This is a genomic window from Kitasatospora sp. NPDC088861 (assembly GCF_044750105.1).
GTDB lineage: Bacteria > Actinomycetota > Actinomycetes > Streptomycetales > Streptomycetaceae > Kitasatospora.
On record NZ_JBIVJF010000012.1, the window covers coordinates 101,329 to 126,437 of the forward strand.

The 25,109-nt window shown below is 74.3% G+C and carries 19 protein-coding genes; 7 read left to right on the forward strand and 12 right to left on the reverse strand.

What is annotated here, in order from left to right:
• Nucleotides 1–174: 174 nt before the first annotated feature.
• The 3 genes from ACIP37_RS21305 to ACIP37_RS21315 all read right to left on the reverse strand — a co-directional run bounded on the left by ACIP37_RS21305 (nt 175) and on the right by ACIP37_RS21315 (nt 4,752).
• On the reverse strand, nt 175–1,923 hold the full coding sequence (locus tag ACIP37_RS21305) for a DEAD/DEAH box helicase (protein WP_400810796.1): 1,749 nt from the start codon (nt 1,921–1,923) through the stop codon (nt 175–177).
• Nucleotides 1,924–2,080: 157 nt separating this feature from the next.
• Nucleotides 2,081–2,287, reverse strand: a complete 207-nt coding sequence (locus tag ACIP37_RS21310; protein WP_350881634.1) for a cold-shock protein — start codon at nt 2,285–2,287, stop codon at nt 2,081–2,083.
• Between the two features lie 323 nt (nt 2,288–2,610).
• Nucleotides 2,611–4,752: an MMPL family transporter gene (locus tag ACIP37_RS21315; protein WP_363584208.1), complete on the reverse strand. Its 2,142-nt coding sequence runs from the start codon at nt 4,750–4,752 to the stop codon at nt 2,611–2,613.
• 470 nt (nt 4,753–5,222) lie between these two features.
• Between ACIP37_RS21315 and ACIP37_RS21320 the strand changes: the two genes are divergently transcribed.
• Nucleotides 5,223–6,116, forward strand: a complete 894-nt coding sequence (locus tag ACIP37_RS21320) for an aminoglycoside phosphotransferase family protein (RefSeq protein WP_363584134.1) — start codon at nt 5,223–5,225, stop codon at nt 6,114–6,116.
• Nucleotides 6,117–6,384: 268 nt separating this feature from the next.
• The gene (locus tag ACIP37_RS21325; RefSeq protein ID WP_400810798.1) at nt 6,385–7,401 is read left to right on the forward strand and encodes a polysaccharide deacetylase family protein; all 1,017 of its coding nucleotides are present in this window, start codon (nt 6,385–6,387) and stop codon (nt 7,399–7,401) included.
• A gap of 34 nt (nt 7,402–7,435) precedes the next feature.
• On the opposite strand, the gene ACIP37_RS21330 is transcribed toward ACIP37_RS21325, so the two are convergent.
• From ACIP37_RS21330 to ACIP37_RS21350, 5 genes are all read right to left on the reverse strand, one after another.
• Nucleotides 7,436–8,137, reverse strand: coding sequence for an exonuclease domain-containing protein (locus ACIP37_RS21330; protein WP_363584138.1), 702 nt, complete (start codon nt 8,135–8,137; stop codon nt 7,436–7,438).
• Nucleotides 8,138–8,325: 188 nt separating this feature from the next.
• Complete coding sequence (gene efeB, locus ACIP37_RS21335) at nt 8,326–9,579, reverse strand: iron uptake transporter deferrochelatase/peroxidase subunit (protein ID WP_400810800.1); 1,254 nt, start codon at nt 9,577–9,579, stop codon at nt 8,326–8,328.
• A gap of 142 nt (nt 9,580–9,721) precedes the next feature.
• Nucleotides 9,722–10,177 carry a GNAT family N-acetyltransferase gene (locus ACIP37_RS21340; protein WP_363584142.1) on the reverse strand — a complete coding sequence of 152 codons (456 nt, stop codon included), beginning with the start codon at nt 10,175–10,177 and terminating at the stop codon, nt 9,722–9,724.
• Between the two features lie 129 nt (nt 10,178–10,306).
• Nucleotides 10,307–11,866, reverse strand: coding sequence for a carboxylesterase/lipase family protein (locus tag ACIP37_RS21345; protein WP_400810801.1), 1,560 nt, complete (start codon nt 11,864–11,866; stop codon nt 10,307–10,309).
• Between the two features lie 320 nt (nt 11,867–12,186).
• Nucleotides 12,187–13,461 (reverse strand): SAV2148 family HEPN domain-containing protein, encoded by a 1,275-nt coding sequence (locus ACIP37_RS21350; protein ID WP_371516519.1) that lies wholly within the window; start codon nt 13,459–13,461, stop codon nt 12,187–12,189.
• A 455-nt stretch (nt 13,462–13,916) separates the two neighbouring features.
• On the opposite strand from ACIP37_RS21350, the gene glgX reads away from it, so the two are divergent.
• From glgX to treZ, 3 genes are all read left to right on the forward strand, one after another.
• Complete coding sequence (glgX, locus tag ACIP37_RS21355) at nt 13,917–16,169, forward strand: glycogen debranching protein GlgX (protein ID WP_400810804.1); 2,253 nt, start codon at nt 13,917–13,919, stop codon at nt 16,167–16,169.
• A gap of 70 nt (nt 16,170–16,239) precedes the next feature.
• Complete coding sequence (gene treY, locus ACIP37_RS21360; protein WP_400810806.1) at nt 16,240–18,747, forward strand: malto-oligosyltrehalose synthase; 2,508 nt, start codon at nt 16,240–16,242, stop codon at nt 18,745–18,747.
• A 2-nt stretch (nt 18,748–18,749) separates the two neighbouring features.
• On the forward strand, nt 18,750–20,495 hold the full coding sequence (gene treZ, locus ACIP37_RS21365) for a malto-oligosyltrehalose trehalohydrolase (protein WP_400810807.1): 1,746 nt from the start codon (nt 18,750–18,752) through the stop codon (nt 20,493–20,495).
• A 27-nt stretch (nt 20,496–20,522) separates the two neighbouring features.
• Here the strand turns inward: treZ and ACIP37_RS21370 are convergent, their stop codons facing one another.
• Together ACIP37_RS21370 and ACIP37_RS21375 are read right to left on the reverse strand one after the other, a co-directional pair.
• Nucleotides 20,523–21,416, reverse strand: coding sequence for a transketolase family protein (locus ACIP37_RS21370; protein ID WP_400810809.1), 894 nt, complete (start codon nt 21,414–21,416; stop codon nt 20,523–20,525).
• Nucleotides 21,417–21,471: 55 nt separating this feature from the next.
• A complete protein-coding gene (locus ACIP37_RS21375) occupies nt 21,472–22,185 on the reverse strand; it encodes a transketolase (RefSeq protein WP_363584153.1) in 714 nt (237 codons plus the stop codon).
• Between the two features lie 57 nt (nt 22,186–22,242).
• Between ACIP37_RS21375 and soxR the strand changes: the two genes are divergently transcribed.
• Entirely contained in the window at nt 22,243–22,782 is a 540-nt protein-coding gene (soxR, locus tag ACIP37_RS21380; protein WP_400810811.1) for a redox-sensitive transcriptional activator SoxR, read from the forward strand.
• A 123-nt stretch (nt 22,783–22,905) separates the two neighbouring features.
• Nucleotides 22,906–23,829: a phosphotransferase family protein gene (locus ACIP37_RS21385; RefSeq protein WP_400810813.1), complete on the forward strand. Its 924-nt coding sequence runs from the start codon at nt 22,906–22,908 to the stop codon at nt 23,827–23,829.
• 13 nt (nt 23,830–23,842) lie between these two features.
• Here the strand turns inward: ACIP37_RS21385 and ACIP37_RS21390 are convergent, their stop codons facing one another.
• Nucleotides 23,843–24,349, reverse strand: coding sequence for a GNAT family protein (locus ACIP37_RS21390; RefSeq protein ID WP_363584158.1), 507 nt, complete (start codon nt 24,347–24,349; stop codon nt 23,843–23,845).
• Nucleotides 24,350–24,415: 66 nt separating this feature from the next.
• Nucleotides 24,416–25,054, reverse strand: coding sequence for an SUMF1/EgtB/PvdO family nonheme iron enzyme (locus tag ACIP37_RS21395; protein WP_363630272.1), 639 nt, complete (start codon nt 25,052–25,054; stop codon nt 24,416–24,418).
• Nucleotides 25,055–25,109: the final 55 nt, after the last annotated feature.

Here is a 25,109-nt window from a genome sequence, read left to right on the forward strand (position 1 = left end):
TCCGTCGATCGATGGTGGTGATGTACATAGCACTGCACATGACCAACATCAACGGAGGTTCGCCCGGGTCGGACCGCCGCGGGGTGATGGTGTCCGTCGGACAGCCGGGTCCACGACGAGACGGCCCGGCCCCCTCGGTGCGAGGGGGCCGGGCCGTCGGGCGGTCGCCGGGGATCAGTCGATGGCGCGGCGCTGGCGGCCGGTGCCGTAGTTGGAGCCGGACTTGGCGCCGCTGCCGGGCTTGGCGCGGCCGGAGGAGCGGCCGATGAAGCCGGCCGCCTGGGGGCGGTCGCCCTGGGTGGCGGCGCCGCCCATGCGCTGCTTGGGGCGGGGGCGGCGCGGGTTGCCGTTCATGTCGACGTCGGCGGGCAGCGCGGAGCGCTTGCCGGGGCGGCGGCGCGGGTTGCCGGACTTGGCGTCGGCCTTGGCGGCGGGGGCCTCGGCGGGCGCGGGGACGGCGACGGCGACCGCGACGCCGCTGGGGGTGCGGGCACCGGTGATCTTGGCGAGGTCGGCGTCGCCGGGGCGGACCTTGGTGACGGTGGGGCGGATGCCCGCGACCGTCATCAGCCGGTTGACCTCGCGGCGCTGCTCGGGCAGGACGAGGGTGACGACGGTGCCGGACTCGCCGGCCCGGGCGGTGCGTCCGCCGCGGTGCAGGTAGTCCTTGTGGTCGACCGGCGGGTCGACGTTGACGACCAGGTCGAGGCCTTCGATGTGGATGCCTCGGGCGGCGACGTTGGTGGCGATCAGCGCGGTGACGTGGCCGTCGCGGAACTGGTCGAGGACCCGGTTGCGCTGCGGCTGGGACTTGCCGCCGTGCAGGGCCGCGGCCCGGACGCCGGTGGCGAGCAGCTGCTTGGTGAGGCGGTCGGCGCCGTGCTTGGTGTGCACGAACATGATCACGCGCCCGTCGCGGGAGGCGATGTGCGCGGTGGTGGACGCCTTGTCGGCCTGGTCCAGCTGGAGGACGTGGTGGTCCATGGTGGTGACCGCGCCGGCCGACGGGTCGACCGAGTGGGTGACCGGGTCGGTGAGGAAGCGCTTGACCAGGCGGTCGACGTTGCGGTCCAGGGTCGCGGAGAACAGCATCCGCTGCCCGCCCTCGGCGACCTGCTCCAGCAGCTTGCTGACCTGCGGGAGGAAGCCCATGTCGGCCATCTGGTCGGCCTCGTCGAGGACGGTGATGGCGACGTCGGACAGGTTGACGTCACCGCGGCCGATCAGGTCGTCGAGCCGGCCGGGGGTGGCGACCAGGACCTCGGTGCCACGGCGGACGGCGTTGGCCTGGCGGTTGATCGACATGCCGCCGACGACGGTGGTGATCCGCAGGTTGACGGCGGTCGCGTAGGGGGTGAGCGCGTCGGTGACCTGCTGGGCGAGCTCGCGGGTGGGCACCAGGACGAGCGCCAGCGGGTAGCGGGCGACGGCGCGGCGCCCGGCGGTGCGGGCGAGCAGCGGCAGGCCGAAGGCGAGGGTCTTGCCGGAGCCGGTACGGCCGCGGCCGAGCACGTCGCGGCCGGCGATCGAGTCGGGCAGCGTGGCGCCCTGGATCGGGAACGGCGCGGTGACGCCTTCGCGGGTGAGCGTGCTGAGGATGCCCTTGGGCAGGTCCAGTTCGGCGAAGGTGTCCGCCGGGGGCCGGGCCGGGGTGCCCTCGACGACGGTGAAGTCGGCGGCCTCGGGCACGGCGGCGGCGCGGGTGTTCTTGGGGGCGCCGGTGCGGCCGCGCGGCTTGCGGGCGCGCTCGGCGTCGCCGGTGGCGCGCGGGTTCTCGCCGCGGCGGGCGCGGTCGCCGGCGCCGGTGCGACCGGCGTTCTCGCCGCGGCCGGCGCCGGCGCTGCGGCGCGGGTTCTCGCCGCGGCGGGCCTGGTCGGTGGTGCGGGCGGCGCGGTCACGCGGCGGGCGGGCAGGGGTGGTCACGAAGTCTCCGTACGTCGGTCGGCAGCCCCGGGTGGGGGCTGGTCGGCCGTCGGTAGGAAACTCGCCGCCCCGGCCGTACGGCGGCATGCGCGGGGGCCCGCACCGTGTGGTACGGGCCCCCGCTTCGCGAGATCGCGAGTCAGCGTGGAGGCTGACGTCAGCCGATGACGCGGATGTTCTCGGCCTGCGGGCCCTTCTGGCCCTGGGTCACGTCGAACTCGACGGCCTGGCCCTCAACGAGCTCACGGAAGCCGTTGGCCTGGATGTTCGAGTAGTGCGCGAACACATCCGGGCCGCCCTCGGCCTGCTCGATGAAGCCGAAGCCCTTTTCGCTGTTGAACCACTTCACGGTGCCGGTAGCCATAACCGTCTCCTCAAAAAACTGGGGCATCAGGGATTCACACCGCGTGAACCCCGGAGTAGCCGCGATCCCCATCCGGAGACTGAAACACCGGACAAAACAAATGCGCCTGTTGGTTGGACCAGCAGGCGCACACATGCGTTCATGGGAACCAAAACTGCAACTGAGTCGACTGTAGCACGGCGACACCCCGATTGACCGGGGACTTTTGTGCTCAACAGATCACGTTTGACGGCCAGGGAAAGGGGGCAAGCGGCGCCCCGCCGAAGCGGGACGCCGCCTGTTTGGCGCGTCGGTCGGGCGTCGCCCGTGTCCGAACGAGGCGATCAGCGCCGTCCGGCCGGCTCCGGCACGCCGTACGCGTCCGCCGCCGGCGCCGGGCCGGCACCGAGGCTTGCGCCGTGGCCGTGCTCGGGGTCGGCGCCGTGGCCGGGCCACCAGGCCCGGTTTCCGATCAGCGCGGTGAGCGCCGGGGTGAAGAACATCGCCATCACGAAGGCCGCCAGCACGATGCCGAAGGCCATCGCGAAGCCGAACTCCATCATGAAGGTGTTGCCGGCGAGCATGAACGTCCCGAACGAGGCCGCCAGGATGAAGCCGGCCGCGGCGACGGTCGGGCCGGCGTGGCGCAGCGCCTCGCGGGCCGCCTCGCGCGGGCTGCGGCCCGCGCGGGCCTCCTCGCGCAGACGGGCGATGATCAGGATGTTGTAGTCCGTCCCGATCGCCACCACGAAGAGGTAGATGAGGATCGGCATCATGAACATCAGGCCGGTCTCGTTGCCGATCTTCTGGAAGATCAGCGTGGTGGCGCCCAGCGTGGCGCTGAAGCCGAGGCCGACCGAGGCCATCAGGTACCAGGGGGCGACCACGCTGCGCAGCTGGAGGGCCAGGATGAGCAGGATCAGCAGCCCGGCGATCGGGAAGACCAGCTTGTAGTCGTGGGTCATCGCCAGGTTGATGTCCTTGAACACCGAGGTGAGGCCGCCGACCTTGGCCTCGCTGCCGGCCGGGGCCTGCGCGTGGGCGACGGTGCGCAGCTCGGTCACCGCGTCGATCGCCTCGTTGCTGGTCGGGGCGTCCTTGAGCATGACGGTGAACTGGGCGGTGGCGCCGTCGGCGCTGATGCTCTTGGCGTCGGCGCTCGGCAGGTAGACCTTGGACACCCCGCCGACGCCCTGCAGCTTGTCGGCGTAGGCCGGGAAGGAGGCCGGGTCGAGCTTCTTGCCGTCGGTGCTGCTCAGGTAGACCTGGCTCGGGTCGGCGGCGCCGGCGGAGAAGCCCTTGGCCATCTTGTCCTGGACGACCATCGACTCCTTGTCCTTGGGCATGGAGCTGCCGGCCATGTCGAAGAGGCCGTTGTAGCCGAGCGCGCCCACGGACAGGGCGACCAGTACGCCGCCGGAGGCGACGGCGGCCAGCGCCGGGCGCTTCTGGACGACCCGGCCGAGCGCGGTGAAGCGCGCGGTGCTCGGCTCGTCCGTCCACTTCTTGCCGGGCCAGAAGACGGCGCGGGCGGGGATGACCGCGAGCAGCGCGGGGGCCAGGGTGAGCGAGGCCAGGGCGGTGACCACGACCGCGATCGCCAGCGCGGGGCCGAGCGCCTGGAACATGCCGAGGCTGGAGAGGATCAGCGCGGCGAAGGCGATGGTGACGGCGCCGGCGGCGGAGGCGATCGCCTCGCCGACCCGGCCGACCGCGTTGGCCACGGCGGCGTTGCGGTCGTCGCCGGCCCGCAGCCGCTCGCGGTAGCGGAAGGCGAGGAACAGGAAGTAGTCGGTGCCGACGCCGAGCACGACGACGATCAGGATCGCCATCAGGATGGGTGTGCTCTTGAGGTTGAAGATGTCGGTCGCGTAGTTGATCAGGCCGATGGAGGCGGGCAGCGCGATCATCAGCGAGACCAGGACCGGCAGCAGGCCGGCCAGGATGCCGCGGAAGATGATGCCGACGATCACGATGACCAGGAGCACCGTGGCCATGGTGATGATGCCCTCGGCCGAGCCGGAGGCTTCCTTCTGGTCGAGCGCCTGGGCGGCGGGGCCGCCGAGCTGGAACTTCAGGTCGGTGCCGGAGGCCAGTGCCTTGCCGTCGTCGCGGAGGGCCTTGGCGATGTCCGCGGTGCCGTTCTGGTCCTGCTGCTTCGACTTGTCGACGGCGATCATGGCCATCGCGTACTTGTGGTCCGGGGATATGCCCAGCTGGTCGGACGGCGGGATGATCTTCTCGACGCCGTCGATCTTCTTGGCCGTCAGGTCCTGGACGAGCTTGCCCATCGCGGCCTTGTCCGCGTCGGTGAACGCGGCGCCGTCGTTGCGCTCGAAGAGTGCGAGCGCGCCCGGGGTGAAGGCGGCCGGGAAGGCGCGCTCCTGCACCTGTGCGGCCTGGATGGACTCGTAGTGCTTGGGGAGGAACGCGGCTTCGTCGGTCTGCGAGCTGACCTTCGGCGCGGTCATGAGGACGGCGATCATTCCGATCACCCACGCGATGATCACCCACCACGCGCGGCGTACGACGAATTGTCCTAGTCGGTGGAACATGCTCGATGCCTCCTGGGCATGGTTCACCGCAGCCCTTGGGGGACGGGACGCCGGGCGACGGCTGGACCGGTGGGAGACGCGCGGCGGCGCTCCCTAGCCGGTCGGCAGGTAAGTGGATTTGGGCGTCATCCTACGAGTACTTGCTTGCCGCCCGGCAAGGAGCCCCCGTGGTCCAACCCCCGTCAGGCCGCTCCGAAGCGGCCCCGACCCAGTTTCTCCCGGGCGCACGCCCCTTGACCTCGTGCTCCGGGTGGAGACAGCTCCCCCTCAGGGTGGATCTCTCCCCTACCCCCTGGGAGGAGATGTCAGGGTAGGAGGGTAGGGAAAACCCCACCCCGGTCCGTCATGATGATCACCGTCCGGAGGCCTCCGGATGAACGCCGCCCCAACGGAGCACCGCCATGATCCCCTTCGACGAAGGCCGCGCCCGGCTGCTGCTCGCCCACGCCTGCGAGTCCGCCGGACTGCCCGGCCCCGGCGACGCCCGGCTGCTCGCGCTCGGCGAGAACGCCGTCTTCGACCTCGGCGACCCGGCCGTCGTCGCCAAGGTCGGCCGCGGCCCCGAACTGTACGAACGGGCGCGGCACGAACTCGCCGTCGCCCACTGGCTCGCCGCCCAGGACGTCCCGGTGGTCCGCCCGTACGACGCGGTGGAAGCCGAGCCCCAGCTCGCCCACGGGCACCCCGTCACCTTCTGGCACCGGCTCGCCCCCGCCGTCCGCCCCGCCCGCCCCGCCGACCTCGCCCCGCTGCTGCGCGCCCTGCACCGGCTGCCGCTGCCGCCCTTCCCGCTCGCCCACCGCGACCTGCTGGCCCCCGTCGAACGCTGGCTGGCCTCCGCCGAGGGCCACGTCGACCCGGCCGACGTCGCCTTCCTGCGCCACCGCCGCGACGGCTTCGCCGCCGCCCTGCCCGACCTCGCCCCGCACCTGCACCCCGGTGTGATCCACGGCGACGCGCTGCCCCGCAACGTCCACGTCGGCCCGGACGGGCCCGTCCTGCTCGACCTGGAGAACGTCTCGCACGACCTGCGCGAACACGACCTGGTGGTCCTCGCGCTCAGCCACGACCGGTACGGCGTGCCCGGCGAGGAGTACCGGGCCTTCGTCGAGGCGTACGGCTGGGACGTGCGCGCCTGGCCCGGCTTCGCGGTGCTGCGCGGGGCCCGGGAGACCGCCAGCGCCTCCTGGGTCGCCCAGCAGGTGCCCGGCAATCCGGCCGCGCTGGCGGAGTTCCGGCGCCGGGTCGCCTCGCTGCGGGAGGGTGCCACCGAGGTGCGCTGGTACCCGTTCTGAGGCGTCGGGCTCCCGGGGCGTCGGGCTTCCGAAGTGGCGGGCTCCTGAAGTGCCGGGCCTTGAAGTGCCGGGACGCCCCCGTCACGGCCCCCGGGATACCCGGCGGGCCGCGGGGGCGCCAACCCGGGCGCGTGTGAGAAGACTCCTACGGCGCTCCGGTCCGCTCCGCAACCGGGGCACGTACGCTCGGCGTCCTATCGGACAGTCATCCTGACCGAGGGATCGGCACCCGTCCTCTGCACCCCTCTGCACCACAGGAGCCGCCGCCATGCCCCACTCCGCCACCCGCCGGCCCTCCCCTCCGACCCGTACGGCCCTCACGGCCCGCCGCCGGCTGGTCGCAGGCTGCGTCGTGGCGGCCGCCACCCTGGGCCTGGCCGCGTGCGGCACCGCCAGCGGAGCCCTCCAGCCGACGGCCGGCGTCAGCACCCAGCCCCCGATCACCATCGCGCCGACCGACTCCCGGCCGACCGACGGCCCCGTCGCCACCGTCGCGCCCGCCCCCGGCTCCGACAGCGCACCCGCCTCCGCCGCCCCGCCGGCCGTCCCGAAGCCGCGCACGCCCAAGGCGCCGGCCGGGACGACCGCCGCGCCCCACAGCGGCACGCCGAGCGCCCCGGTCACCACCACGCCCGTAGCGACCACGCCCTCGGGCACCCCCGCGCCGCCGCCCGCGCCGGTCAAGCCGGGCACCGTCATCGGCTCCACCGCCTCCGGCGGCCACACCGTGGCGCTCACCTTCGACGACGGCCCCGGCCCCGCCACCGGCCAGATCCTCGACCTGCTCGCCCAGTACCACGCCAAGGCCACCTTCTGCGAGATCGGCCAGAACGCCGCCGCCAACCCGGCCCTGGTCAAGCGCGTCCTCGCGGCCGGCCACCGGCTCTGCGACCACAGCGTCCACCACCCGCAGCCGTTCGCGAAGCTCCCCCACGACAAGGCCGCCTACGAGATCTCCGCCGCCAGGGACATGATCGTCAAGGCCGGCGGCCCCGGCACCCGGGTCAGCTGGTTCCGCGCCCCCGGCGGCGGCTTCAACGCCGACAACGAGCAGATCACCGCGAGCCTCGGCATGTCCTCGCTCGGCTGGTCCGTCGACCCGCGCGACTGGTCCCGCCCGGGCGTGCCGGCCATCGTCTCCACCGTGCAGAAGCAGCTCAAGCCCGGCGGCGTGATCCTGATGCACGACGGCGGCGGCGACCGCACCCAGACCGTGGCCGCGCTCAAGCAGCTGCTGCCCTGGCTGGTCGCCCAGGGCTACACCTTCGACTGGCCGGCCGGCTAGGCCCCGCCCGGCCCGCCGGCCTCACCGGGGGCGGTCACCTCATCGGCCACCGCGGGTCGACCACGGCCTGCGGGTCCTTGCCGCGGCGCAGCCACGCCTGCAAGCCCTCGGCCCACTCCCGGTACCAGCCGATCTGGCGCTCGTGCAGCTCGGCCGGCGCGACGTCGCCGACCTCGGCCCGGTAGCGCTCGGCGAGGGCGACGGCGACCCGGACGGCCGCCAGCGCGTCGCTGCCCGCCTCGTGCGCGTCCGTCAGCTCGACGCCGTACACCTCGCAGACCCGCTGCAGGGTGCGCGAGCCCTTGCGGTACTTGTCCACCGCCCGGTCGACGACCAGCGCGTCCAGCACCGGCCCGACCGGGGCGCCGAGGCGCTCGGCGAGCGGCACCAGCCCGTACCGGCGCAGCTCGGCGTCGAGCAGCGACAGGTCGAACGGCGCGTTGAACGCGACCACCGGGCGCCCTGCGGCGAGCCGCTCGCAGAGCGCGCCGGCTATCTCCTCCACCGCCTCCTTGGCCGGCCGGCCCTTGCCGCGGGCCAGGTCGTCGCCGATGCCGTGGATCGCCTCCGCCTCGGCCGGGATCGGGACCCCGGGGTCGAGCAGCCAGTGCGCGGCCCCCACCCGGCGGGCCCCGACGGTGTCCACGAGCGCGGCCGTGACGATGCGGTCCACGGCCGGGTCGGTGCCCGTGGTCTCCAGGTCGAAGCCGACCAGTGGCTGCTGCCACCAGCTCATAAGGGGGTGTCCTTCCGTCCTGCCTCTCGAAACAGCCCCCATCATCACCCGCCCCACCGACATCCCGGCCGCCGGGGCGGTCGGGGTGCGGGCCGGTACGGCGGCGGACGGCCCCCTCGGTTTCGGCAGGTCGCCCCAACGGCGGGCGCCCGCGCCCCGGTTGGGCGACGGGCGCGCGAACCGGGGCGTCAGGTGGCGGTGAGGAGGGTGCGGCCGAGCCAGTCGGTGGTGTCGTGGGCGCCGGGGAGGACGTAGAAGTAGCCGCCGCCGGTGGGGCGGAGGTGGCGGGCGAGGGGTTCGGTGTTGAGGCGGGTCTGGACGGCTTCGAACTGGCGGGCCACGTCCTGCTGGTAGCAGCAGAAGGCGAGGCCGAGGTCGGGTTCGCCGTCGGAATCGAGGCCGCGGTCGTAGTTGAAGGCGCGGCGCAGGATGCGGCTGTCGCGGGTGCCGTCGGTGCGGGGGTTGGCGAGGCGGATGTGGGAGTCGAGGGGGATGACGGCGCCGTCGGGGTCGTTGCGGTAGTCGGGGGTGTCGGTCTCGCCGGCCGCCCCGAGCGGGGCGCCGTCGTTCTTGCGTCGGCCGATCAGGCGTTCCTGCTGCTTGAGCGGCACCTCGTCCCAGCCGGCGACGAGGGTGCGGATGGCGCGGATGACCTGGTAGCTGCCGCCGGCGGCCCAGCGCGGTTCGTCGCCGCCCTCGCCGACCCAGACGAGGGCGTCCAGCTCGCGGGCGTTCGTGGTGTCGGGGTTCTCGATGCCGTCCTTGAAGCCGAGCAGGTTGCGGGCGGCGCCGGTGGGGCGGGAGCGGTTCTGGAAGCCGTCGAGCTGCCAGCGCGGGCGGATCAGGCCGTTGGTGCTGCGCAGCAGGTCGCGGATGGTGTGCTGGACGGTGTCGCGGTTCTCGGCGCAGATCTGGAGCGAGAGGTCGCCGTGGCATTCGGCGGGGCGCAGCGCGTCGACGGGGAAGGGCCGCATGGCGGTGAGCCGGCGGGGGCGGTGGCGGGTGAGGCCGTAGCGGGTGTCGAAGAGGGAGGCGCCGACGGCGACGGTGACGGTGAGGTCGTCGGCGGGCAGGTCGGGGCCGAGGGTGCCGCTGTCGGAGGGGGCGGCGGCGGGGCCGAGGTCGGGCGGGGTGCCGCCGGCGGTGAGGAAGCGGATGCGGTCGGTGAGGGTGCGCAGGAGGGTTTCGAGGGCCTTGCGGTCGCGGGCCTTGACGTCGAGGGCGAGGAAGGTGCCGTAGCCGGGGGGCGGGTTGGTGATGCCGGCCTGGTGGAGGCCGTGGAAGTCGATGCGCCGGGTGGCGGTGCGGGGCGCGGCCTGGGCGGGGCGGGCGCCGGTGAGGGTGAGGGCTCCGGCGGTGGTGGCGCCGAGGGCGGTGCGCAGCAGGCCGCGGCGGGTGGCGCGGGGGTGTTCGGAGCCGGTGGAGTGCGGGCTGTCGATCATGGACGGGACGCTAACAAGCGGTCGGGCCCGGTGCTCGGGTGAGCGCCGCGCCCGACCGCCGGTCACCATCCGTCCGGCCTACTCGCGTCACCCGGGCGAGCGTCACCGGGCGCCACGCCCCGACCAACGGGCCGGCCCCGGTTCAGGCGGCGGGCTCGCGGACCAGGTAGACGTCGATCGGGTCCTCGTGGTCGAGGACGAAGCCGTGGCGTTCGTAGAGGCTGCGGGCGGGGCTGCCCTGGAGGACGTCGAGGCGCACGGGCTCGCCGGCGGCGTCGGCCTGGGCGAGGAGGTGGCGCAGGACGGCGGTGCCGAGGCCGCGGCCCTGGTGGGCGGGGGCGAGGTAGAAGTGCTCGATCCAGCGGCCGCCCTGCTCGGCGGGGCGGACGGTGACGGAGCCGGCGAAGGCGCCGTCGACGAGGATGACGGAGCTGTGGCGGCTGGAGAAGCCCGCCCGCAGGCGCCGGCGGACCCGGTCGTCGTCGTAGCGGCCGAGGCGTTCGAGGTCGGCGCGCAGGACGACGGCCTTGAGTTCGGCGACGGGTTCGACGTCGGCGGCGGTGGCGGGGCGCAGGGTCCAGGCGGGGAGGCTGTTCACGGCCCGCAGTGTGGCAGCGGCCGCACCGGCCTGGCCAGCGGGTTTCAGGGGCCGGACGCCGGGGCGGGGCGTGCCGAGGGGGCCGGGCGGTGGCCCGGCCCCCTGCTCCGGCGGGAAGGCGGGAAGGCCTCAGCGGGTGCCGAGGTCCAGGGCGGGGAAGGAGTAGTCGTCCCAGAGGGCGCGTTCGTCGTCGTGCGGGGCGTACTGGACGCTGGGGTTCAGGTCCCAGATCCGGGTGGCCCGCGCGTCGGCGGTGTAGGACGGCCAGCCCGGGTCGCCCTCGCGGGCGAAGGAGGCCCAGGCGTCGGCCATCCGCTCGGACAGCCGGGTGAGTTCGGGCCGCTGTGCGGCGACGGTCTGCGCGCCGCGCGGGATCGCGCCGAGGTCCAGGCCGCCGAAGACGAAGGGCAGTTCCAGGGTGTGCATGGCGCCCAGGTTCTGGGCGGCGGGCAGGCCGGGGACGTAGGGCACGTGCCAGTCGAACTGGTAGACGTGGGTGGGCCGCCAGCGGGACTGGGCCTCGGCCAGGCGCAGGGTGGGGATCCGCTCGGTCTGGTCGGTGAGCATCGCGTTCACCACCCGGCCCTCGGTGGCCCCGGGGCGGTCGGCGGCGTACCGGTCGTACATCTGCTGTTTGCGGTCGGCGAGCACGGGGGGCAGGTTGCGGTAGGCGCTCAGCGGGAGGTCCGGCAGCGTGGGGTCGAACAGCGCCCAGTAGTCGGTCTCGTTCTCGGTGGTGCCGGTCATCACGTCGACGTCGCGGGCGCTGCCGGCGGCGATCCGTTCGACGACCGGGCCGGGCACCAGCGCCCCGTCGATGGAGGGGCCGAAGAAGACCGCGGAGGACAGTCCGGAGAGCCCGTGCTGGACCTGTTCCTGGAGTTCGAGGACCTGTTGGGTGCTCAGCCGGTCGAGGTCCGCGACGGTGTGGATGCCGCCGGTGGCGAAGACCTTTCCGGCGGTGGCCCGCGCGGCGGCCGCGGTGTGCACCAGGTAGCCGGGCCCGCTCTCGACGATGGCGCGCCGGAAGAGGCGCTCGGGGTGGTCGCCGGCCAGCAGGGCGCTGATCGAGATCGCGCCGGCCGACTGGCCGAAGACGGTGACGTTGCCCGGGTCGCCGCCGAAGGCGCCGATGTGCCGGCGCACCCAGGTCAGCGCGGCGCTCTCGTCGCGCAGCCCGTTGTTGCCCGAGCCGGCGTAGGACGGGTCGAGCGCGCCGAGTTCCGTCCAGCCCAGGATGCCGAGCCGGTAGTCCAGGTTCACCACGACGGCGTCGCCGCGCTCGGCCAGCAGGCCGCCGTCGAAGACGGGCTGGGCGGCGGCGCCGAGTTCGTCCGCGCCGCCGTGCAGGAAGACCATGACGGGTTTGCGGGCGCCGCCGTGGTGCGCCGACCACACGTTGAGGTACAGGCAGTCCTCGGTGCCGCCGCCGCCCGCGCTCAGGTCCTGCGGGCAGCCGGGGCGGGCCTGGGTGGCGCGCAGCGTTCCGGGCCAGGATACGGCGGGCTGCGGCGGGCGGAACCGGCGCTCGCCGGTGGGCGGCGCCGCGTACGGGACGCCCAGGTAGGCGCACCGGCCGTCCTGGGCCACCCCTTGCAGGCGGCCGGCGGAGGTCGCCATACGGCAGCCGCCCGCCTCCCGGGCCTCGGCGGGGACGGCCGGCAGCAGGCCCAGCAGGGCTGCCGCCACGCCGGCCAGCGCGAACGGCCAGCGCCGGCGGGCGGTTCGGCGGGCATTCCCCGGCAGCCTTCCGCCAGGCCCCGTCCCAAGCCCCGCCCCGGGCCCTTCACGCAGCCTTCCGCGCGCTGCCCCCCGTCCTGTCCCGCGCTTTGTTCCGTACACCACGGCGCACTCCCCTCGACGTCGTCGCGTCGCTCGTGCGGCCGCGACCCCGCCTCCAGCTTGTGCGGCGCGGCCCGGGGGTGTCGCCGCCGCACGGATGGAGTTCCGGGTCTCCACCCGGGGGTGGAGAGAGGGATCCGATGGTCCGTCAGAGGTGGGGGGAGGGTTCAGGACACCGGCCGGGAGTCGCCCCAGGCGCCCTCGAACTCCTCGCGGTAGACCTCCAGCAGGCCCTGTTCGCTGCCGCCGGGCTGCTGGCCGGCGCCGCCGCGCAGCACCAGGGCCGGGGACTCCATGCCCCGGGCGCGGCGCAGGTAGGGCTGGATGACGCCGAGGTCGCGGCTCTGGCGGCGGCCGCCGACCTGGCCGGTCGGGCGGGGGCCCTCGACGAGGTAGGCGGTGAAGCGCGGGGTCTCGTCGAAGACCCGGATCTCGAAGCCGCCCTGGTCGCGCAGCCGGGCCCGCACCCGGCGCACGTGCATGATGTTCATCTCGATGGAGCGCGACAACTCGCCGCGCCCGAGGCCGAGTTCGCGTTCACGGCGGCGGACGGCACTGCTCGCCGGGTTGAGGAAGAGCAGACGGACCCGGCAGCCGTCGCCGGCCAGGCGCACCAGCCGCTTGCCGGTGTAGTTCTGGCAGAGCATGCCGAGGCCGATGCCGAGCGCGTCCAGGCGCCGGGCGCCGTCCAGCAGGTCCTCGACGGGCAGGTCGCGCTGGAGACGGACGCGGTCGGCGTGCACGGCGACGACGTCCGCGTACCGGCCGGCCACCAGCGACTCGACGACGTCGGCGGGCACGCCGCCGGCGCCGCCGTCGAGGACGGCGAGCAGGCGGGCGGCGGCGCGTTCGGTCTGGGCGAGGACGGTCTGGGTGAGCACCCGGTTGCGGGAGACCACGTGCCGGGCCACCTCCAGTTCGTCCAGGGCGAGTTCGATCTCGCGCCGGTCGGACAGGTAGGGCTCGAAGCAGGGCCAGTGCTGGACCATCAGCTCGCGCAGCTGGGGCAGGGTGAGGAAGACCAGCGGGTCGTCGTCCGCCGGGTCGAGCAGGTAGCCCTTGCGGCGGCTGACCTCGCGGACGGCGCCGGCCCGGTGCGCCCACTCCTCGCCGGCGGGGCCGGCGGCGGCGGTGACCCAGTCCTCGCCGTGGGCGGGGGCGTAGATGGGGTGCAGCACCTCGTCGACGAGGGAGCGCAGCCGCTGCTCGACGAGGTTGAGCCAGACGTAGGCGCGGCCGGACAGGCGGACCCGCTGGTAGGCGTCCTCCCATTCGGCGGCGGACCAGGCGAGGGCGGGGACCTCGACCGGGCCGCCCTGGGCGGGCACCAGGGGACGGCCGGACAGGGTGGGGCGCATGACGACCGTGGGCGCCTCGCTGCGGGCGCCGCCCCGGTCGGGGCCGTCGGGCCCCGGGCCGCGGCCGCCGGCGGGGAACACCATGCGCCACCTCACCTGGTTTGCTGCTCTACGCTCCGCCCCTGCGCGACTGATGGAACGCCACCGGCCCGGGGACGGCCGGACGATCAAGGGTACTGCCCGCCGCGAGCGGTGTGCAGCCGGATGGCCCACGGGGCCCGGCACCACCACCAGGCCCACCCTTCACAGACCCACGCCCGTCGCAGGCCCCGCCCATCGCAAGCCCGCCCGCCACAAGCCCGCCCGCCACCGGCCCGCACTTATCACAGGAATGCCGACTGGACACCCGTTCGGGCGAACCGGCAGCACATGTCCCGGCCGCCGGGGGAAGGCTCGGGGAGTATGCGCACTGTGCCGTGCGTCACGGCGCGCGAGCGCCGCACATGCCCGACCGCCCGGCCGGGAAGAGAGCGTCCGGGTCCGGGCGCGTTATCGGACTACACGTCAGTTTCCGTTGAATGCAAGGAAGTTGAGGACTCATGCAGGTCTGGCCCGGTAAGCCCTACCCCCTCGGCGCCACCTACGACGGGGCCGGCACCAACTTCGCGGTGTTCTCCGAGAGTGCCGACCGGATCGAGCTGTGCCTGATCGACGAGGACGGCTCGGAGACGGCCGTCGAACTGCGCGAGACGGACGCCTTCGTCCGGCACGCCTACCTCCCCGGCGTCCAGCCCGGCCAGCGCTACGGCTTCCGCGTCCACGGCCCGTACAACCCCGGCCTCGGCCAGCGGCACAACAGCGCCAAACTGCTGCTGGACCCGTACGCCAAGGCGATGAGCGGGCACATCGACTGGGACGAGGCCGTCTACGGCTACCACTTCGGCGCGCCCGAGCGCCGCAACGACCTCGACTCCGCCCCGCACACCATGCACTCGGTCGTGATCAACCCGTACTTCGACTGGGGCACCGACCACCCGCCGCGCACCGACTACCACCGCACCGTCATCTACGAGGCGCACGTCAAGGGCCTCACCCGGCTGCACCCCGGCATCCCCGAGGAGATCCGCGGCACCTACGCGGGCCTGGCCCACCCGGCGGTGATCGAGCACCTGGCCAAGCTCGGCGTCACCGCGATCGAGCTGATGCCGGTGCACCAGTTCGTCCGCGACCACCGACTGCGCGACCTGGGCCTGACCAACTACTGGGGCTACAACACCATCGGGTTCTTCGCCCCGCACTCCTCCTACGCCTCCAGCGGCGACCGGGGCCAGCAGGTGCAGGAGTTCAAGTCGATGGTCAAGGCCCTGCACGCGGCCGGGATCGAGGTGATCCTGGACGTCGTCTACAACCACACCGCCGAGGGCAACCACCTCGGACCGACGCTGTCCCTGCGCGGGCTGGACAACGTCTCCTACTACCGCCTCGCCCAGGACCAGCGGTTCTACGAGGACACCACCGGCACCGGCAACAGCCTGCTGATGCGCAGCCCGCACGTGCTCCAGCTGATCATGGACTCACTGCGCTACTGGGTCACCGAGATGCACGTCGACGGCTTCCGCTTCGACCTCGCCGCCACCCTGGCCCGGCAGTTCCACGAGGTCGACCGGCTCTCCTCCTTCTTCGACCTCGTCCAGCAGGACCCGGTGGTCTCCCAGGCCAAGCTGATCGCCGAACCCTGGGACCTCGGCGAGGGCGGCTACCAGGTCGGCAACTTCCCGCCGCTGTGGACCGAGTGGAACGGCATGTACCGGGACACCGTGCGCGACCTGTGGCGCGGCGAGACCGCCGCCCTCGCCGAGTTCGGCTCCCGGCTCACCGGCTCCTCCGACCTCTACCAGGACGACGGCCGCCGCCCCATCGCCTCCATCAACTTCGTGACCTGCCACGACGGTTTCACCCTGCGCGACCTCGTCTCCTACAACGACAAGCACAACGAGGCCAACGGCGAGGACAACCGCGACGGCGAGTCCTTCAACCGCTCCTGGAACTGCGGCGTCGAGGGCCCCGGCACCGACCCGGCCGTCGAGGAGCTCAGAGCCCGCCAGCAGCGCAACTTCATCGCCACCCTGATGCTCTCCCAGGGCGTGCCGATGCTCTCCCACGGCGACGAACTCGGCCGCACCCAGCAGGGCAACAACAACGCCTACTGCCAGGACAACGAACTCACCTGGCTGCACTGGCCGGACGGCGACGGGCCCGAGGCGCGGCTGCTGGAGTTCACCCAGGGGATGATCTGGCTGCGCCGCGACCACCCGGTGTTCCGGCGGCGGCGCTTCTTCCACGGGCGGCCGGTCCCCGGTCGCCCCGGGCCGGGGACGCTCGCCGCCGGCGGCCACCTCTCCGGCGGTCACCCCTCGGGCGGCCACCTCTCCGGCGGTCACCCCTCGGGCGGTCACCCCTCCGGCGGTCACCCCTCCGGCGGCCATGACTCGGGCGGCCACGACGACCTCACCGACATCGCCTGGTTCACCCCCGGCGGGGAGGAGATGACCAAGCGCAACTGGGGCGCCAGCTACGCCAAGTCGCTGACCGTCTTCCTCAACGGTTACGCCATCTCCGAGCCGGACCGGCGCGGCGGGCGGATCGTCGACGACTCCTTCCTGCTGATGTTCAACGCGCACTTCGAGCCGCTGGAGTTCACCCTGCCCGCCGACCACGGGCAGGAGTGGCAGGTCGTGGTCGACACCGCACAGGCCCGGCTGCCCGCCCCGGGCACGGGCGCGCGGGTCAAGGCCGGGGACGCGCTGTGGCTCACCGACCGCTCGCTGATGGTGCTCCAGCGGCCGGCCTGACACCCCGCGCTCACCTGTTCGGACCAGCAGCGGGTCTTGGCGGCGGGCTCCCCCGGGTACTCATGGACCTATGACCTCCGCCGCCGAGCCCGCACCGCCCCGCCCGGCCGCCACCTCCCCCTCATCCGCCACCGCTACCGCCCCCACGGCCAGCTACCGCCTCCAGCTGCAACCCGGCTTCACCCTCCACGACGCCGCCACCGCCGTCCCCTACCTCGCCGCCCTCGGCGTCTCCCACCTGCACCTGTCCCCGCTGCTGGAGGCCGCCCCCGGTTCCACCCACGGCTACGACACCGTCGACCACGGCCGGGTCAGCGAGCAGCTCGGCGGCGAGGGCGCCCTGCGCGCGCTGGCCGACGCCGCCCACCGGCACGGCCTGCGGCTGCTCGTCGACGTGGTGCCCAACCACATGGCGGTGCCCGTCCCCGAGCGGCTCAACCAGCCGCTGTGGCAGGTGCTGCGCGACGGCCCCGACTCGCCGTACGCGCGCTGGTTCGACATCGACTGGGTGGCCCAGCCCGGCCCCGCCGACGCCCCCGCGCGCGGCCGGGTGCTGCTGCCGCTGCTCGGCGACCGGCTCGGCGCCGTGCTGGACCAGCTGGCGGTGGACGGCGAGGTGCTGCGCTACCACGACCACGAGCTGCCGCTGCGGCCCGGCACCTCGGGGCTGCCGCTGGACGAGCTGCTCGCCCGCCAGTGGTACCGGCTCGCCTGGTGGCGGCTGGCCCGCACCGAACTGAACTACCGGCGCTTCTTCACCGTCAACGAGCTGATCGCCGTCCGGGTCGAGGAGCCCGAGGTGTTCGCCGCCACCCACGCCACCCTGCTGCGGCTGCACGCCGACGGCGTCGTCGACGGCTTCCGGATCGACCACCCCGACGGGCTCGCCGACCCGCGCGGCTACCTGCGCCGCCTCGCCGGCGCCACCGGCGGGGCGTACACCGTCGTCGAGAAGATCCTCACCGGCGACGAGCGGCTGCCCGCGGACTGGCCGGTCGCCGGGACCACCGGCTACGACGCGCTGCGCCGCATCGACGGCGTGCTCACCGACCACGCGGGCGCCTGCCGGCTGGCCGGGGCGTACGCGGCGTTCCTGACCGGCTCCGCGCCGGGCGGCGAACCCTGCGCCGACCCCCACCCGGCGGTCGCCGCCGCCCGGCGCGGGCGGGCCGACATGACCGCGCCGCACGGCGAGCTGGCCGCCGAGGTCGACCGGCTGGTGCGGATCGCGCTGCGGATCGGCGCCGCCGAGCCCGCGCACGCCGACCACGCGCCCTGGCGGCTGCGCGCGGCGCTGCGGCGGCTGTTCACCGGCTACCCGGCGTACCGGCCGTACGCCCGGCCCGGGGAGCCGGTGCCGCCGGCCTCGGCCGAGCAGGTGCGCGCGGCGCTGGGCGGCTCGGCCGACCCGACGGACCGGCTGGTCGCCGCCCTGGCCCTCGGGGAGCTGGGGAGCGGGCCGCACAAGGACGAGTTCTGCGAGCGCTTCGCGCAGACCGCCGCCGCCGTCGCCGCCAAGGGCGTCGAGGACACCGCCTTCTACCGGTGGAACGCGCTGCCCGGCCTCAACGAGGTCGGCGGCGAGCCCGGCCGGCCGGGGCTGTCGCCGGCCCGGTTCCACGACTGGTGCCGCTACCTGGAGCGCGCCTGGCCGCACAGCATGACCGTGCTGTCCACCCACGACACCAAGCGCAGCGCCGACGCCCGCGCCCGGCTCGCCGTCCTCGCCGAGCGGCCCGAGGCCTGGGCCGCCGAGGCCGCCGCCTGGTCCACCGCCGCCGGGCCCGGCCCAGGCGCCGGCCCCGACGGCGAAGGCGACCACGACCACGACCACGGTGCCCGCGACGGCGACTGGCTGCTCTGGCACACCCTCGTCGCCGCCTGGCCGATCGACCCCGACCGACTCGTCGCCGCCCTCCTCAAGGCCGCCCGCGAGGCCAAGCTGCACACCTCCTGGACCACCCCCGACACCCGCTTCGAGCAGGCGCTCACCGCGCGCGCCCGCGCCGTCCACACCAACCCCGGGCTGCTGCCCCGGATCGAGGGCCTGGTGCACGCCCTCGCCCCCTACGCCCGCGCCAACACCCTCGCCGCCGCGCTGCTGCACCTCACCGTCCCGGGCGTGCCCGACCTCTACCAGGGCAGCGAGGAACCGCTGTACACGCTCGTCGACCCGGACAACCGGGGCGTGGTGGACCTCGGCGCGCTCGCCGTCCGGCTCACCGACGCTGCCGCCCCGCGCCCCGGCGACCTCGCCCGCGAGAAGCTGCACCTCACCAGGGCGGCGCTGCACCTGCGGCGCGAGCGCCCGCTCGGGCCCTACCGGCCGCTGAGCGCCGCCGGCCCCGCCGCCGACCACCTGCTGTCCTTCGCCCGCGGCGCCGACGTGGTCACCGCCGTCACCCGGCTCCCGTACGGGCTGGAACGCGCCGGCGGCTGGCGCGGCACCGTCCTGGAGCTGCCCGAGGGCGGGCCCTGGACGGACCTGCTGACGCTGCGGACCCACCCGGCGGGCCCGGTGCCCGTCACGCGGCTGCTGGCGGACCGGCCGGTGGCCCTGCTGACGAGGAGGAGCTGAGCGTGCGGACCTACGAGGTGTGGGCGCCCCTGGCCACCGACCGGGTCGAGGTCGAGGTCGACGGCGCCGCCCATCCGCTGGCCCGGTGCCCGGAGCGCCCGGGCTGGTGGACCGGCGGCGCTCCGGCCGGCGACTACGCCTTCCGCCTCGACGACGGGCCGCCACTGCCCGACCCGCGCTCCCCCTGGCAGCCGCACGGCCCCGACGGCCCCAGCCGCCCGGTCGACCACGCCGCGTTCCGCTGGTCGCAGACCGGCTGGCGCGGCCGCGCGTTGCCCGGCGCCGTGCTGTACGAGCTGCACATCGGCACCTTCACCCCCCGCGGCACCTTCGACTCCGCCGCCGAACACCTCGACCACCTCGTCGAGTTGGGCGTCGACTTCGTCGAACTGATGCCGGTCTGCCCGTTCCCCGGCCGACACGGCTGGGGCTACGACGGGGTCTCGCCGTGGGCCGTGCACGAGCCGTACGGCGGGCCCGAGGGGCTGAAGCGCTTCGTCGACGCCGCCCACCGCAAGGGCCTCGGCGTGGTGCTGGACGTCGTCCACAACCACCTCGGCCCCTCCGGCAACTACCTTCCCGCGTACGGCCCGTACTTCACCGACCGGCACCACACGCCGTGGGGGGCGGCGGTCAACCTGGACGCCCCCGGCTCCGACGAGGTGCGCCGCTACCTGACCGGCAGCGCGCTCGGCTGGCTGCGCGACTACCGGATCGACGGCCTGCGGCTGGACGCCGTGCACGCCCTCGCGGACGACCGGGCCGTCCACTTCCTGGAGGAACTGTCCCACGAGGTCGAGAAGTTGGCCGTCGCGACCAACCGCCCGCTGTTCCTGATCGCCGAATCCGACCTCAACACCCCGCACACCACCGCCCCGCGCGCGGCCGGCGGCCAGGGCCTCACCGCGCAGTGGAGCGACGACTTCCACCACGCCCTGCACTGCGCGCTCACCGGCGAATCCCAGGGCTACTACGGCGACTTCGCCCGCCACCCGCTCGCCGCCCTCAGCAAGACGCTCACCCGTGGCTTCTTCCACGACGGCACCTGGTCCGGCTTCCGCGGCCGCGGCCACGGCCGCCCCTTCCCGCCGGACGGCGGACACCGGCTGCTCGGCTACCTCCAGACCCACGACCAGATCGGCAACCGGGCCCTCGGGGACCGCATCTCCACCTGCCTCACCGCCGGCCGGCTCGCCTGCGGCGCCGCGCTGGTGCTCACCTCGCCGTTCACCCCGATGCTGTTCATGGGCGAGGAGTGGGGCGCGGCCACCCCCTGGCAGTACTTCACCGACCACACCGACCCGCAGCTCGCCGAGGCCGTCCGGCAGGGCCGGCGCCGGGAGTTCACCGACCACGGCTGGGCCGCCGAGTCCGTCCCCGACCCGCAGGAGCCCGCCACCGTCCTGCGCTCCGTCCTCGACTGGACCGAGCCCCGGCGCGCCCCGCACGCCGAACTCCTCACCTGGCACCGGACGTTGATCCGGCTGCGCCGCGACCGGCCGGAGCTGTCCGACCCCGACCTCGGCGCGGTGCGGGTGGCGTACGACGAGGCGGCGCGCTGGCTGGTGGTGCACCGGGGGCCGTACCGGATCGCCGTCAACCTCGGCCCCGCCGAGGCCACCCTGCCACTGGACGGGACCGGGCGCGAACTGGTCGCGGCCTTCGGGGCGGCGGCGCTGGACGGGACGGCGGCACGGCTGGGGGCGGACGCGGTGGCGGTGGTCGCGGTGGCGACCGTCGCGCGCTGACCCACCCCGCGCGTCACCACAGGAACGTCACCACAGGAAGGTGTCGATCCGCTCCCGCAGCGAGGCCGCGTCCAAGCCGTAGGCGGTCAGGTGCTCCGGGATCGAGCCGTAGTGCCGGTGCTCCTCGCGCGGCACGCCCAGGCCCAGCACCCGGTGCGGGCGGTCGGCCAGCGCGGCGTGCGCCTCGTTCGCCGAGGTGCCCGCCAGGTACGGCTCCACCAGCACCACGTCCGCCCGCTCCCCCACCGCCGCCCGCAGCCCGGCCGCGTCGAAGGGGCGCACCGTCGCCGCGTACAGCACGGTGGCGTCCAGGCCCTCGGTGGCCGCGAGCACCGCGTCCAGCATCGGCCCGACCGCGAGGACCACCCCGCGCGAGCCCTGCCGCACGGTGGTGAACCGGCCCGCCTCGACCGGCAGGGCCTGCGCGTTCCGGTGCTCCGAGAGGCGGACGTAGACGTTGCGGTCGCCGTCCGCGACGGCGTGGCGCAGCAGCTGCTCGGCCTCGTCCGGGTGGCCCGGCACGTGGACCGTCCAGTCCGGCAGGGTGTCCAGCAGGGCGACGTCGCCCGGGGACATGTGGGTGCGGCCCCCGGCCGGCCAGTCGTAGGAGCCGGCCGCGCTCACCAGGACGGCGCCGACGCCCTGGTGGACGAGGTCCAACTTGACCTGCTCGAAGGGACGTTCGACGAGGAAGCTGGCGAAGGTGTGGGCGATCGGGCGCATCCCGGTCAGCGCCAGGCCGCCGGCCGCGCCGATCAGCAGTTGCTCGCGGATGCCGACGTTGACGACCCGGTCCGGGTGGCGCTGCTGGGCCGGGGCGAAGGCGGCCGCACTGATGTCGGCGAGCACCACGGCCAGCCGGGGGTCCTCGTCCAGCAGGCGGCTGGTGACGTCGATGAAGCGGTCGCGCATGGTGTCCATCGGTGAAGTGCCTTTCGGTTCGTGCTGGTTGGCGCTTGCGTGGGGGTCCTCGGGCTCAGGAGTCCTTGGGCTCGACCCGGGCGACCACCACGTGCGGGCGGCCCGGGTGCTCGGCGGTGTAGGCGCGGTACAGCGCCTCGTGGTCGCGGCCGTCCACCGTCACGGCGGACCAGCCCTCGGCCGCGAACCGGGCCGCGATCCCGCCGTGCCAGCCGTGCGTGGCCGAGGAGTTGTCGATCACCACCACGTGCAGCCGCTCCAGCCCGTACGCACCGGCGAAGGCCACCGCCTCGTGGTTGGAGCCCTCGTCGAACTCGGCGTCGCCGACCAGCACCCACACCGCCGGGTCGGTCAGGCCCTGCGCCCGCAGCCCGAGCGCCGTGCCGACGCCCAGCGGCAGGCCGTGCCCGAGCGAGCCGGAGGCGATCTCCACCCCGGGGACGAGCATCCGGTCCGGGTGGTGGCCGAGCGGAGAGTCGTAGCCGCCGAAGCTCGGCAGCACCCCGGGGTCGATGAAGCCCTTGGCCGCGAGCACCGCGTAGTACGCCATCGGGCCGTGGCCCTTGGAGAGCAGGAAGCGGTCCCGGTCCTGCGCCTCGACCCGCTCCGGACTCACCCGCAGGACCCGGTCGTACAGCACCCAGAGCGCGTCCAGGGTGGAGGTGGCGGCCGGGCCGTGCTTCTCGTCGCCGGTCATCAGACCCATCAGCGCCGACAGGTCCTCGAAACGGGCGGTTTCCGCGAGGTCCGCGGTTGCGTTCGTCGTCATGACCACGATGGTGCAACTTAAAGTCGACTTGAGGTCAAGCGGCTAGAGTGGGTGCCCATGACCGCGACCCCGGACCACGGCCGATCACCCGGCCCGCACCGCGACGACCTGCTCACCATCGGCCAGCTCGGCCGCCGCAGCGGCCTCGCCGCCTCCGCCCTGCGCTACTACGAGAGCCTCGGCCTCATCCACGCCACCCGCACCGCCGGCGGCCAGCGCCGCTACCCCCGCGGCACGCTGCGCCGGATCGCCTTCGTCCGCGCCGCCCAGCGCGTCGGCCTCTCCCTCGACGAGGCCCGCGTCGCCCTCGACCGGCTCCCCGAGCGCCCCGCCCCCAGCGGCGCCGAGTGGGACCGGGTCGCCGAATCCTGGCAGAGCCGCATCGACGAGCAGATCGCCGAACTCCAGCGTCTCAAGGCCAAGCTGACCGGCTGCATCGGCTGCGGCTGTCTCTCCCTCTCCCGCTGCTCCCTCTACAACGCCGCCGACCGCGCCGCCGACACCGGCCCCGGAGCCCGCTACCTCCTCACCCGCGACCCGGCCGGCGGCCCGGAACCCCTCTCCCCCGCCGCCACCGACGTCTGCGGGCCCCAGTGAACCGCTCCGGCTCGGGGCGCGGGCCGCTTCCCGCTCCCGGCCCGTCCCGGGCGCCGGGGCCGGCCGGCCCCGACCGCTGAAAAGCCTTTGCCGCGGCGACGCCGGTCCGCCTACCGTGCGCCCATGCTGCCGGTGGTGGAGACGGAAGAACAGTGGGACGCGATCGTGCGCGACGAGGCGGTGATGCGCCCCGGAGCCGAGGCGCTCTGCGCCGAACTCGGCCTCGCCGGGCTGCCGTTGGAGCGCTTCGCGGAAGGGTCCGTCCCGGTCTACGCGGTGGGCGACGCGCACGTCCTCAAGCTGTTCCCCGCCGCCAGCGCCGAGGACGGCGTCACCGAGGAGCGCGTCCTCACCCGCCTCCAGGGCGCCCTGCCGATCCCCACCCCCGACGTACGGGCCGCCGCCGCCCACGTCAACGGCTGGCGCTACGTGCTGATGTCACGACTGTCCGGCGAGGGCCTGGCCCCCGCCTGGCCGCGGATCCCGCAGGCCGACCGGGAGCGGATCGCCCACGACTGCGGCCGGGCGCTGGCCACCCTGCACGCCCTCGACCCCGGACCGCTCGCCGACACCCTCGGCCCCGGCGACTGGGGCGCCTTCCTGGACCGGCAGCGGGCCGGGGCGGTGGCCCGCCAGCGCGAACGCGGCCTGCCCGAGGCCTGGCTGGAGCAGATCCCGGGCTTCCTGGCCGCCGCGCCGCTGCCCCGGGCGCCGCAACGCGCCCTGCTGCACACCGAGTTCATGCGCGAGCACCTGCTCGTCGACCCGGCCGACGGCTGGCGCCTCACCGGCCTGCTCGACTTCGAACCCGCCATGGTCGGCGACCCGGCCTACGACCTCGTCGCCGTCGGCCTGTTCACCACCCGCGCCGACCCCCGCCTGCTCGGCCTCCTCCTGGCCGGTTACGGGCGCGGCTTCGAGCCGCGCCTGCTGATGGCGTACACGCTGCTCCACGTGTACAGCCACCTTCCGTGGTACCTGAGGGAGTTGAATCCCTCCGCGCGGACGCTGGACGCCCTCGCGGAGGAGTGGTTCGGGGCCGCCTGACGGGTCTTGCGGATCAGGGCCGGGGGTCGGTGCGCAGCAGGCTGTAGAGGACCATGTCCCGCCATTGGCCGTCCCGGAAGCCCCTGCTGCGCTGGACGCCCTCGCGGACGAAGCCGCACTTCTCCAGCGCGCGCTGCTCGGCGAGGTTGGCGTCCTCGGTGTCCGCCTCCAGCCGCATCACCGGGGTGTGGGCGAACAGGTAGTCCACCAGCAGCCGTTGGGCCTGCGTGCCGATGCCCCGGCCGCGCGCCTCCGGGCGGAGCACGATGCCGACGTTCCAGTACGGCGCCACGTCCACCTGGCCCACCTGCCGCCAGGCGACGAACCCGGCGAACTCGTCCCCGGACAGCACCGCGAGCATCGACTGCTCGGGCGCCAGCAGGCCGTGCTCCGCCCAGCGGCGCCGGAACCGCCCGGGGTCGCGCCACCCGTACCACTGGAACGGGCCCACCGCCTGGGGGTCGTTCAGCAGTACTTCGAGCGGGTCGAGGTCGGCTTGGCCGATCGGTCTGAGGGACACCGGTGCATCGTTCATGCAGACCCCAACGGTCCGTGACCTGGCCCGGGTTCCCCGCGGCGCGCGCCTTCAGGTGGTGATCGACCGGGCGAGCCGGAAGCCGACGTCGTCGATCCGCAGGGTGGGGTGGCTGCGGCGGCGGACGGAGGCGCGGCAGCTCCAGTGCTCGTCGAACCAGCCGCCGCCGCGCAGCACCCGGTAGCCGCCGTACACCTCGGCGTCGTACACGTCCCAGCACCACTCCCACACGTTGCCGAGCAGGTCGTACAGGCCGAAGCCGTTGGGGCGCAGACCGCCCACCTGGTGCGGGCGCGCGCCCGAGGTGCCGCGGTGCCAGGCGATCTCGTCGAGCGGCCCGTAGCGGGGGCCGTCCGTCCCGGCGCGGCAGGCGTGCTCCCATTCGGCCTCGGTGGGCAGCCGGTAGCCGTCGGCGGCGCGGTCCCAGGTGACGGACTCGCCGTCCTGGTGGTACGCGGGGGTGAGGCCGTGGCGCCGGGACAGTTCGTTGCAGTAGTGGACGGCGTCGTACCAGGAGACGCTGTCGGCGGGGAGCCGGTCGCCGGCCCCGGCGCCGTACTGCTCGCGGGTGACCGGACAGGCCGCCAGCTCGTAGGGGGCGAGCTCGACGCTCCAACTCCGTTGCGTGCGACGGTCCGACAGCGTGACGCGGCCGGACGGAACGGTGATCATGCCGGTGCTCGCGTCCATGATCCGCGATCCTAGACGGTGAGATGATCGATGTCCCTCCCACGCTTCACACCTG

Excerpts from the sequence above, each read along its gene's own strand:
- ACIP37_RS21310 (WP_350881634.1), bottom strand. The coding sequence starts at position 2,287 with ATGGCTACCGGCACCGTGAAGTGGTTCAACAGCGAAAAGGGCTTCGGC.
- ACIP37_RS21315 (WP_363584208.1), bottom strand. The coding sequence starts at position 4,752 with ATGATCGCCGTCCTCATGACCGCGCCGAAGGTCAGCTCGCAGACCGAC.
- ACIP37_RS21320 (WP_363584134.1), top strand. The coding sequence starts at position 5,223 with ATGATCCCCTTCGACGAAGGCCGCGCCCGGCTGCTGCTCGCCCACGCC.
- ACIP37_RS21325 (WP_400810798.1), top strand. The coding sequence starts at position 6,385 with ATGCCCCACTCCGCCACCCGCCGGCCCTCCCCTCCGACCCGTACGGCC.
- ACIP37_RS21330 (WP_363584138.1), bottom strand. The coding sequence starts at position 8,137 with ATGAGCTGGTGGCAGCAGCCACTGGTCGGCTTCGACCTGGAGACCACG.
- efeB (WP_400810800.1), bottom strand. The coding sequence starts at position 9,579 with ATGATCGACAGCCCGCACTCCACCGGCTCCGAACACCCCCGCGCCACC.
- ACIP37_RS21350 (WP_371516519.1), bottom strand. The coding sequence starts at position 13,461 with ATGGTGTTCCCCGCCGGCGGCCGCGGCCCGGGGCCCGACGGCCCCGAC.
- glgX (WP_400810804.1), top strand. The coding sequence starts at position 13,917 with ATGCAGGTCTGGCCCGGTAAGCCCTACCCCCTCGGCGCCACCTACGAC.
- treY (WP_400810806.1), top strand. The coding sequence starts at position 16,240 with ATGACCTCCGCCGCCGAGCCCGCACCGCCCCGCCCGGCCGCCACCTCC.
- ACIP37_RS21370 (WP_400810809.1), bottom strand. The coding sequence starts at position 21,416 with ATGGACACCATGCGCGACCGCTTCATCGACGTCACCAGCCGCCTGCTG.
- ACIP37_RS21375 (WP_363584153.1), bottom strand. The coding sequence starts at position 22,185 with ATGACGACGAACGCAACCGCGGACCTCGCGGAAACCGCCCGTTTCGAG.
- soxR (WP_400810811.1), top strand. The coding sequence starts at position 22,243 with ATGACCGCGACCCCGGACCACGGCCGATCACCCGGCCCGCACCGCGAC.
- ACIP37_RS21385 (WP_400810813.1), top strand. The coding sequence starts at position 22,906 with ATGCTGCCGGTGGTGGAGACGGAAGAACAGTGGGACGCGATCGTGCGC.
- ACIP37_RS21395 (WP_363630272.1), bottom strand. The coding sequence starts at position 25,054 with ATGGACGCGAGCACCGGCATGATCACCGTTCCGTCCGGCCGCGTCACG.